The 10,213-nt window shown below is 62.5% G+C and carries 8 protein-coding genes and 1 tRNA gene; 8 read left to right on the forward strand and 1 reads right to left on the reverse strand.

The features are described 5' to 3' along the window. Complete coding sequence (locus FEZ59_RS08300) at window positions 1–2,289, reverse strand: DEAD/DEAH box helicase (protein ID WP_172932547.1); 2,289 nt, start codon at window positions 2,287–2,289, stop codon at window positions 1–3. 456 nt (window positions 2,290–2,745) lie between these two features. Here FEZ59_RS08300 and FEZ59_RS08305 point away from each other — a divergent pair, with 456 nt between their 5' ends. From FEZ59_RS08305 to FEZ59_RS08340, 8 genes are all read left to right on the forward strand, one after another. Then, window positions 2,746–2,949, forward strand: a complete 204-nt coding sequence (locus FEZ59_RS08305; RefSeq protein ID WP_003946117.1) for a cold-shock protein — start codon at window positions 2,746–2,748, stop codon at window positions 2,947–2,949. Between the two features lie 183 nt (window positions 2,950–3,132). Next, a complete protein-coding gene (locus FEZ59_RS08310; protein ID WP_003946106.1) occupies window positions 3,133–3,717 on the forward strand; it encodes a hypothetical protein in 585 nt (194 codons plus the stop codon). 192 nt (window positions 3,718–3,909) lie between these two features. Beyond that, complete coding sequence (gene topA / locus FEZ59_RS08315; protein ID WP_019746651.1) at window positions 3,910–6,846, forward strand: type I DNA topoisomerase; 2,937 nt, start codon at window positions 3,910–3,912, stop codon at window positions 6,844–6,846. Between the two features lie 33 nt (window positions 6,847–6,879). Continuing rightward, on the forward strand, window positions 6,880–8,109 hold the full coding sequence (locus FEZ59_RS08320) for a DNA polymerase III subunit delta' (RefSeq protein WP_019746652.1): 1,230 nt from the start codon (window positions 6,880–6,882) through the stop codon (window positions 8,107–8,109). A 30-nt stretch (window positions 8,110–8,139) separates the two neighbouring features. Continuing rightward, a tRNA-Thr gene (locus tag FEZ59_RS08325) sits at window positions 8,140–8,212 on the forward strand. Window positions 8,213–8,333: 121 nt separating this feature from the next. Continuing rightward, complete coding sequence (locus FEZ59_RS08330) at window positions 8,334–8,894, forward strand: RDD family protein (protein WP_172932533.1); 561 nt, start codon at window positions 8,334–8,336, stop codon at window positions 8,892–8,894. A 30-nt stretch (window positions 8,895–8,924) separates the two neighbouring features. Then, window positions 8,925–9,347 (forward strand): DUF2752 domain-containing protein, encoded by a 423-nt coding sequence (locus FEZ59_RS08335; RefSeq protein ID WP_021342697.1) that lies wholly within the window; start codon window positions 8,925–8,927, stop codon window positions 9,345–9,347. A 152-nt stretch (window positions 9,348–9,499) separates the two neighbouring features. Next, window positions 9,500–9,697 carry a hypothetical protein gene (locus FEZ59_RS08340; protein WP_003946112.1) on the forward strand — a complete coding sequence of 66 codons (198 nt, stop codon included), beginning with the start codon at window positions 9,500–9,502 and terminating at the stop codon, window positions 9,695–9,697. Window positions 9,698–10,213 lie beyond the last annotated feature (516 nt).

Genomic DNA, 10,213 nt, shown 5'->3' on the forward strand with positions numbered 1-10,213 from the left:
TCAGCTGATCGTATCGATGACGGCGGTCAGAACCTTGACCGCGCCGTCTTTGTCGAGTGGGTCGTTTCCGTTGCCGCACTTGGGTGAATAGACGCAGGACGGGCATCCGTGAGCGCACTCGCAGGAGAGTATGGCGTCGCGCGTCGCGGTGAGCCACCGTGACAGTTCGCTGTGCCCCCGGTCGGCGAACCCGGCGCCGCCGGCGTGACCGTCGTAGACGAAGACGGTCGGGAGTCCGGTGTCCGCGTGCATCGCCGTCGATACGCCGCCGATGTCTCCGCGGTCGCAGATCGCCACCAGTGGCAGCAGGCCGATCGCGGCATGTTCGGCGGCATGCAGTGATCCGGGGAACCGTTCGGGCGGCACCCCGATGGATTCGAGTAGTTCCGGCGTGACCGTGTACATCACTGCCCTGGTGGGCAAAGTGTGTGCGGGCATGTCGAGTTCGATCGAGTCGAGGACTTCACCCGAAGTCAACCGTCGTAGGTACCCGACGACTTGATGTGTCACCTCGACCTGGACGAGAGCGACGGCGATGTCGCCGTAGTTCTTGTGCTCGAGTTGTTCGGTGATCGTGATTTCGGTGGTCTCGCGGGCCGAGGTGGTCCAGTCCGGATTCTCGGTGTGTACCAATGCGAGTCCGACGTCGAGGTCCAGTTCATCGACGACATAGGTCTCGCCTTGATGAATGTGCACGGCACCGGGATGAACTGTGGCCGGAGCGCGGCCCGCATCGACAGTACCCAGCATCCGGCCGGATTCACCGTCGACAATGGCCACCTGAGTTCCGATACCGCCGCGAATGTCCAAAGAGCCGTGGGGGTTCGAATCGGCGGTGACGAACCATCCGTGCTTTCGGCGCCGGATCTTGCCTTCCTCCGACAGCCTGGTCAGAACCTCGAGAGCCCCGAAAGCGTCCACCTCGACATCGGAAAGTGGGAGTTCCATTGCAGCGCAGAGAAGTTGTGGTCCCAGGACGTACGGATTTCCGGGATCTGTCACCGTCGCCTCGACGGGTTTGTCGAGTACCGCCGACGGATGGTGAACGAGGTAGGTGTCGAGTGGATCGTCGCGGGCGATCAACACGACGAGTGAACCCTCGCCGCGTCGCCCGGAGCGACCGGCCTGCTGCCAGAACGAGGCAACGGTCCCCGGGAAGCCTGCCACGACAACGGCGTCGAGGCCTGCGATGTCGACGCCGAGCTCCAGCGCGTTGGTGGTGGCTGCGCCCAGCAGCGTGCCGTCGGCGAGCGCAGCTTCCAGTTCGCGACGGTCCTCGGCCAGATATCCGGCGCGATACGACGCGACTCGCTCGGCGAGGTCCGGGTCCACCTCGGCGAGTAGACGTTTGGTGGCCATCGCGGTCAGTTCGGCACCGCGGCGGGAGCGGACGAAGGTGAGAGTACGGGCGCCCTCGATCATGAGGTCAGCCATGATCCGCGCTGCTTCCGCGCCCGCGGGACGTCGTACCGGGCTACCGTTTTCGCCGGTCAATGCCTCGAGTAGCGGCGGCTCCCACAGTGCGACGGTGCGTGGGCCGTGCGGCGATCCGTCTTCCGTGACCTCGGTGCAGTGTGCGCCGATGAGCCGCGAGGCCGCTGCGCCGGGATCTGCCGTGGTCGCGCTGGCCAGGATGAAGGTAGGTTCGGCGCCGTAGCGCGCTGCAATCCTGCGAAGTCGCCGGATCACGAGCGCGACGTTGGATCCGAAGACTCCCCTGTAGGAGTGGCATTCGTCGATGATCACGTATTTCAGGTTGCGGAAGAAGTGCGCCCATCGCTGATGGGTGCGGAGCAGCGAAATGTGGATCATGTCGGGGTTGGTGAAGAGCCAGCGTGAGTTCTCGCGTGCCCAGGTGCGGAGTTCCTGCGAGGTGTCGCCGTCGTACGCACTGGCGTTCGTGCTGTGAAGTTCGACGTCGAAGTCGGTGAGGGACAGCACTGCTCGCAGTTGATCCGAGCCCAGCGCTTTGGTGGGGGAGAGGTACAGGGCAGTTGCGAGCGGATCGGTCGCCATGGCCGTCAGCACCGGGAGTTGGTATGCCAGTGACTTACCCGACGCCGTACCGGTGGCCACGACCACGTGTTTTCCCTCGTGAGCAAGGTCGGCGGCCTCACTCTGGTGGATCCACGGGGACCGCACGCTGTGCTCGGCGAGCGCGCGTACGACGCTGGGGTGCACCCACTCCGGCCATTCGGTGAACTCGGCTACGCGAGCAGGCAACTGCGCGGTGAACATCAGTGGTTTTTCGCTTCCACTGACCCCGGCGACGACGCGATCGAGCAGCATCTGCCCGTAGGTGTCGCCAGGCTTCCCTCCCGGGGCGGGGATCGGGGAAGGTGCGTTCACGTGACTCTCCGGGCTCGGCGTTGGGGTGTGGCGGCAATCGGAAACTGTCGCTACCTGCAGTTTTGATGATACGCAACGGCCGGCGGTCTTGGTGGAACCGGGTGGTCGGCGCGCAAGCGGGAAGCCACGATCGTGGGCCGTTTTTCTCGTAGCGAACTTTTAACGTTTTTAGTTCCCTTTTCGACTGTTGTGCACGCGGAGAACATGGTTGACTGACAATCGGTCGCAGCTTCTGTGTTCGTAGGCTTGAGAAAGTGCACGCTCGCAGGATCGTTGTTGCGGGCGCGGTGCTCTGCCTTTCCTGAGGGGGAAATAAAGACGTACAGCGGTCGGAACCGGCCCGGTGGACTGTAAGGGCTGTTCACCGAATCCGGTGTTAGAAAGAGAAGGAAAAGCATGGCACAGGGCACTGTGAAGTGGTTCAACGCTGAAAAGGGCTTCGGCTTCATCGCTCCCGAAGACGGTTCCGCAGACGTCTTCGTTCACTACTCCGAAATTCAGGGCAACGGCTTCCGTACCCTCGAGGAGAACCAGCGTGTGGAGTTCGAGGTCGGCCAGGGCACCAAGGGTCCCCAGGCTACCGGCGTTCGCGCGGTCTGATTTTTCCGCTCACTCGCTGAGCGATTAGTTCGGACAGTATTTGTCCCCCATCGCATCCGTGCGGTGGGGGACAAATCTTTTCGGGCTGAGCCAGTCTTTCTCTGTCCGAGGTAATGCACGCAGCTGTTCGACCACGGCCGGTCGTCTATGCCGTCAGTACCTTCGTGGCTTACGTTTCACTCTGTGAGCCAACTGTCCTTTTTCTCTGCCGAGTCGATTCCACCTGCCGTGACGGACCTCGCCGGAATGCTGGCCGGACCGGGTCAGGTCGTGACCTCGGAGGACCGTGCCCGGATCTCGATCGTCGTGGATCGGGACTGGAGAGCGCAGGCCGTTGCCGAGTTGATCGCGCAGTGCGGACTCGGGGCCGAGGTGACGCGTAGTGAAGAAGGCAGCCCATTGGTCCGCACGCAGTCGACGCCCGCACTCCTTCCGCTGTCCGTGCAGTGGACCAAGGGAGCTGTGAAGGCGGTGCCGGTCGGTTGGGTACCGAACTCCCGCCAACTCCGGGTGTGGGCCGTCGCGGCCGGCAGGCTCGAAGAAGGCGGCGAGCGATTCGTGTTCGGCCTCGACCCCCATGCCAAGGAGACGCACGCACCGCTGGCTCAGGCCTTGATGCGGGTTGGTATCGCGCCGACTCAACTGGGTAACCGGACACCGGGCCCGGGGCTCCGTGTGTCGGGAAAGAAGAGACTGACAAAGCTCGTCGAATACCTCGGTGAGGCGCCGAAACACGTCGACACTTCGGTCGCCTGGCCGCACGTCTGACAGTGCTCTTGCCTCGCGTCCGACGGTGCTCATGCCGCGTGTCCGACGGAGCCCATACTGTACTGATCTGCACGAATGTCTTGCGGGTATGTCACTCTGTAAAGAGAGACACGGGGTATAACTTGCTCCACACGTCTAGTTCTGAAGATCTGCCGACGGCAGTGAACGTCCAAAGGAAGGCTCGGGCAGCAGGTGGCTAAAGCGGACAACGGCAGCGGTCAGGGAGCGTCCGGTAACCCTCGTCGCCTCGTGATCGTCGAGTCACCGACCAAGGCGCGCAAAATCGCTCCCTACCTCGGTAAGGACTACGTCGTAGAGGCATCGGTCGGTCACATTCGCGACCTGCCGCGAGGCGCAGCAGACGTTCCGGCCAAGTACAAGGGCGAGTCATGGGCCCGTCTCGGCGTCAACGTCGATCACGACTTCGAGCCGCTCTATGTCGTGAGCCCGGAAAAGAAGGGCAAGGTCGCCGAACTCAAGTCTCTGTTGAAGGACGCCGACGAGCTCTTCCTCGCAACTGACCCCGACCGCGAGGGCGAGGCAATCGCCTGGCATCTCCTCGAGACTCTCAAGCCCAAGATTCCGGTTCGTCGAATGGTCTTCCACGAGATCACCGAGCCGGCAATCCGTGCTGCCGCCGAAGACACCCGCGAACTCGACACCGACCTCGTCGATGCTCAGGAAACCCGCCGCATCCTCGACCGTCTCTACGGTTACGAGGTCAGCCCGGTTCTCTGGAAGAAGGTCATGCCGAAGCTCTCGGCCGGCCGCGTCCAGTCGGTGGCTACTCGCGTCATCGTCCAGCGTGAACGCGAGCGCATGGCGTTCAAGTCGGCGTCGTACTGGGACATTTCCGCGACGCTCGACGCCGGTGCAGAGGCCAGCCCGCGTAGTTTCGGTGCTCGCCTGGTCTCCGTCGACGGTTCGCGTGTCGCCTCCGGTCGCGATTTCGGAGCTGACGGAAAGCTCAAGGGCAGCGCGGTCACCGTGCTCGACGAGGCGTACGCGCGTCGTCTCGCGGAAGCGTTGCAGGGCGTCGACCTCACGGTTTCCTCCGCCGAGGACAAGCCGTACACGCGCAAGCCTTACCCGCCGTTCATGACGTCGACGCTCCAGCAGGAAGCCGGACGCAAACTTCGTTTCACGTCCGAGCGCGCAATGCGCATCGCGCAGCGTCTGTACGAAAACGGCTACATCACCTACATGCGTACCGACTCGACGACGCTCTCGGAGTCGGCGATCGCAGCTGCTCGTGCGCAGGCCACCGAGTTGTACGGTCCGGAGTACGTCCATCCGACGCCGCGTCAGTACACCCGCAAGGTCAAGAACGCGCAGGAAGCGCACGAGGCGATCCGCCCCGCCGGCGACGTGTTCCAGACCCCGGGTCAGCTGCACTCCAAGCTCGATTCCGACGAGTTCAAGCTGTACGAACTGATCTGGCAGCGGACCGTCGCTTCACAGATGGCCGACGCCCGCGGTACGACGCTGACGCTCCGCATCTCCGGCACGGCAGGCACCGGCGAGGACTGCACGTTCTCCGCTTCGGGTCGCACCATCGTGTTCGCCGGCTTCCTCAAGGCTTACGTCGAAAGTGTCGACGAAGAAGCCGGCGGTCAGTCCGACGACGCCGAATCCAGGCTTCCGGTACTGGTCAAGGGCCAGGAAGTCACGGCCACCAAGCTCGATCCGGACGGGCACAGCACCAACCCGCCCGCTCGCTACACAGAAGCCAGCCTGATCAAGACGCTCGAAGAACTCGGCATCGGTCGTCCTTCGACCTACTCGTCGATCATCAAGACCATCCTCGATCGCGGATACGTCTACAAACGTGGCAGCGCGCTGGTTCCGTCCTGGGTGGCGTTTGCCGTCATCGGACTGCTCGAGGTGCACTTCGGCCGGCTGGTCGACTTCGACTTCACGGCAGGAATGGAAGACGATCTCGACGCGATCGCCGGCGGCCGTGAGCAGCGTGGCAACTGGCTGAGCAGCTTCTACTTCGGCGGCGAGACAGGCGCAGAGGGATCGGTCGCCCGCGAGGGCGGGCTGAAGAAGATGGTCGGTGTCAACCTCGAGGAGATCGACGCTCGCGAGGTCAACTCCATCCGTCTCTTCGACGACGCCGAGGGCCGCGAGGTTCACGTGCGCGTCGGCCGGTTCGGCCCGTATCTCGAGCGCATGGTTCAGAACCCGGACGATCCCGAAGGCGATCTGATCTCGCAGCGGGCAAATCTTCCCGACGACCTGCCGCCGGACGAGCTCACTCCCGAGTACGCCGAGAAGCTGTTCTCGACGCCTCAAGAGGGCCGCAAGCTGGGCGTCGACCCACTGACGGGCCACGAGATCGTCGCGAAGGAAGGCCGCTTCGGTCCCTACGTGACCGAGATCCTGCCCGAACCGCCGGCCGAGCCGGAACCGGACATCGTTCCCGTCTCCGCTCCCGAGCCGGAAGAAATCAGTTCGGGCAGTACCAAGACTGCGGTGAAGAAGGCCGCAGCCAAGAAGGCGCCCGCGAAGAAGGCTGCCAAGAAGGTCGCGGGCCCCAAGCCGCGGACGGGATCGCTGCTCAAGTCCATGGATTTGGCGACGATCACCTTGGAAGATGCGCTTCGTCTGCTGTCGCTTCCGCGCGTCGTGGGTGTCGACCCCGAATCCAAGGAAGAGATCACCGCGCAGAACGGCCGTTACGGTCCGTACCTGAAGAAGGGCACGGATTCACGCTCGCTCGCCAACGAAGAGCAGATGTTCACCGTCACGCTCGACGAGGCCCTCAAGATCTACGCCGAGCCGAAGCGTCGTGGGCGTCAGGCGTCGGCAACGCCTCCGTTGCGTGAGTTGGGCGTCGATCCGGTCAGCGAGAAGCCGATGGTGATCAAGGACGGCCGTTTCGGTCCGTACGTCACCGACGGCGAGACCAACGCCAGCCTCCGCAAGGACGACGACGTCGAATCCATTTCTGATGCTCGTGCGTCGGAGTTGCTGGCTGATCGTCGTGCGCGCGGCCCGGTCAAGAAGAAGGCTGCTGCCAAGAAGGCTCCGGCAAAGAAGGCCGCTGCCAAGAAAACAGCCGCAAAAAAGGCCCCGGCCAAGAAGGCTGCCGCCAAGAAGGCTCCCGCGAAGAAGGACTCGTAAGGCTTCGTCGGTGCCGACGGTTAGGGTTTTTGCATGAGTACTGAAGTGGCCGAACGAGGTGTGTTCGGTCGGCTGGTGGGTCAGCACGACGTCGAGCAGAGCCTGCGTGATGCTGCGCTGTCTGCTCGTGGCGATTCCAGCGGCTCGGAGATGACCCACGCGTGGCTCTTCACCGGGCCACCCGGCTCTGGTCGTTCGGTTGCTGCTCTCTGCTTCGCCGCAGCCCTGCAATGCACCTCCGACGGTGCACCAGGGTGCGGTGAGTGTCATGCGTGTACGACGACGATGGGTGGAACCCACGGTGACGTACGACGGATCATCCCCGACGGCCTGAGCATCAGCGTCAAAGGCATGCGCGAGATAGTCAACATCGCTTCGCGTCGGCCGACGACGGGGCGGTGGCAGGTCATCGTGGTCGAGGATGCCGATCGTTTGACCGAAGGCGCAGCCAACGCCCTGCTGAAGGTTGTCGAGGAGCCACCGGACCGCACGGTCATCCTGCTCTGCGCGCCGACGACCGATCCGGAAGACATGTCTGTCACCCTCCGTTCGCGGTGTAGGCACATGCCGTTGGTGACGCCGTCCGTCGAATCGATCGCTCAGGTACTGATCGACCGCGACGGGCTGGATCCGGAGCGAGCGAGAATCGCCGCATCGATCAGCGGCGGACATGTCGGTCGGGCGCGGCGCCTCGCCACCGACGAGAGCGCGCGGGACGAGCGTCAGCGTTCGCTTCGGCTGGCCGCAGACGCGATCGGTGCTTCGACGGCGTACAAGGCCGCAGAGAACTTGGTGAAGTCGATCGAGGCTGACACCAAGGCGTTCTACGCCGAACTCAAGGAACAGGAACTCGAGGAGCTCAAGGTCTCCTTGGGTGGCGGTGGAACCGGCAAGGGAACAGCCGGGACTCTGCGCGGATCGGCTGGTCTGATCAAGGACCTCGAAGCACGCCAGAAATCGCGCGACACCCGGGCCCGCCGCGATCTTCTCGACCGGACGCTGATCGACCTGGCCGGCATGTACCGGGACGCGCTTTCCTATTCGCTGGGGTCGACGTCGACGGCGACCCATCCCGACATGGCTCGGCAGGCCGCCGAGTTGGCTGCACGAACGTCCCCGGAGGGGTTGCTCAAGTGCATCGAAGCGGTGCTCGAATGCCGCGAGGCCGTCGACTTCAACGTCAAGTTGCAGTGGGCGCTCGATGCGATGGTTGCCTCCATCGGAGCCGCTTTCCGACCCCCGTTTTCGCGATCCGGGGGTTGACCAGATAGACTCGCCACCGCCGAAAGGCACGCTGCCTTAGCTCAGTCGGTAGAGCATTTCACTCGTAATGAAAAGGTCGAGAGTTCGATTCTCTCAGGCAGCTCAGCCAAGAGCCCCACACCCGGAAATCCGGATGTGGGGCTCTTGTCGTTAGTTCCCAATTCTTGCGTATGTGCGGTTTATCCTGAGTTCGGCGAACACGTGCCTGAACAGGAGAGACCTCGATGTCGGATCAGAACTGGGGACCAGGCCAACCATCGCAGAATCAGCCGCCGTACGGGCAGATGCCGCCGCAGGGTTATCAGCCGCCGACGCCCGCCTATCCGTATGCAAGCTGGATCTCTCGGGTGTTTGCGTCAATCCTCGACGGCTTTGTCGTTCCGCTCCCCGGCGTCGTCCTCGCGGGCATCGGAGCAGTGATCGCGTTCTCCGGATCCGAAGTGACCACATACGACGACGGCAGCGTGAGCGCTGAAGGCGGTAATCCGGTCGGGGTGATCGTCATGGTCGTCGGCATACTGGCGATCTTCTTGATCGAGGTGTGGAATCTCGTCTTCAGGCAAGGGAACACCGGACAGACGCTCGGCAAGAAGTGGCTGGGAATTTCGGTGATTCGGGAGTCCGACGGTGTGCCTCTCGGCCCGGTGATGGCGCTGCTTCGTTGGATCATGATGGCGATCCTGGGTGGCGCCTGCTTCCTCAACTATCTCTGGCCGCTCTGGGACTCGAAGCACCAGTGCTGGCACGACATGGTGGTCCGGTCGGTAGTCGTTCGCGCGCGCTAGTCGCTGCCGAGGTCTCTTACAGTGGATGTCATGGAGTTGGAAGTGGTCGCAAGTCGACGACGCGCGCTGGCCGCACCCGTCGGTGTTGCTGCAGTGGCGGTGACGGCCGCCGCGGTACTCCACTTCCGTGATCCCCACAGTGCGGGTAGTTACGGCGTTTGTCCGATGTATGCGTTGACGGGATTGTGGTGCCCGGCGTGTGGTGGCCTTCGTGCGGTCAATGACCTGACTAATCTGGATGTTGGCGCCGCAGTGTCCAGCAATGTCTTGATCGTGCCGTTTGTCGCGGTGTTGGTGATCGCGTGGATCGGTTGGACAGTGCGCCGTTGGAAGGGCACGCGGGATCGCATGATCGTGCTTCGGCCGACTGTGACGATCGTGGTGCTCGGAGTTCTCGTTGCATTTACGGTTGTTCGAAACACCCCGTGGGGGAGCTGGCTCGCGCCGGCGTGACGGTAAGAGGTCGACATGGCACTGCAGGTTTTTTCGCTCATCGTTCTGCTCGGCGCGCTGATCATCCTGATTCCGACGGCACGACGTGTCTTCGGCAAGAAGGACGACGAGTAGGCCTCGACAACTGGGCCGGAGCGGCACATGCTGGCGGTATGGCTGATTCGTTGAAAGCGCGCGTCAAGGAAAAGCTACTGAGGCAACTCGCCGAGGACGGTCGGCACCCGATTCAGGAAGCTGAGGGTGACGATCCCCGGCTGGTGTCGATCAACGACGATCTCGAAGCGTTGGAACAGGCCGAGGAAGGCGATCCGATCGTCGAAGAACTGGCCGAGAGGTACTGGGTTCCGTGAAGTTAACCGACCGCAGTGCTCTGACCTGGCGATTTGGTGTTGTGTTGATCTTCGCGTAACTTTGTCCAGGTCAGAGCGACACGGACACCGACTCCCACCTGCGAGGGTGAGTGACACGAGGTTGTACGAAGTGCCTGGCGAACACAATCCAGTTTTTCTTCACGGGGTTCCGGTTTGCGCCGGTGACCTGGTTGGGATAGGCTGGAAAAGTTGCCCCGGAGCGGCGGCCATAGGGTCGTGGTGATGGTGTGTGCGTGTTCTTTGAGAACTCAACAGTGTGTCGATGAATGTCAGTGCCAAATATTTTTTGGTACTTCACATCCGCGAATGATCAATCGCCTCTTGGGGTTTGGTTGGTTTGTGTGTGGTGTGAGTATTTTTCGTCGGTGATTGTTCATTCTTCCGTCTGAATGGTTGCCGACACATTTTTTGCTAGTTGAGTTTTTTTGCTAGTGATTTGACTCTTTTTGTCTATGACTGATTAGCAGTTTCGGCTGTGAAATCTAGAGTCTTCGA

Origin of the sequence: Rhodococcus sp. MS13 (genome assembly GCF_013277835.1) — a bacterium.
Classification (GTDB): domain Bacteria; phylum Actinomycetota; class Actinomycetes; order Mycobacteriales; family Mycobacteriaceae; genus Rhodococcus_F; species Rhodococcus_F erythropolis.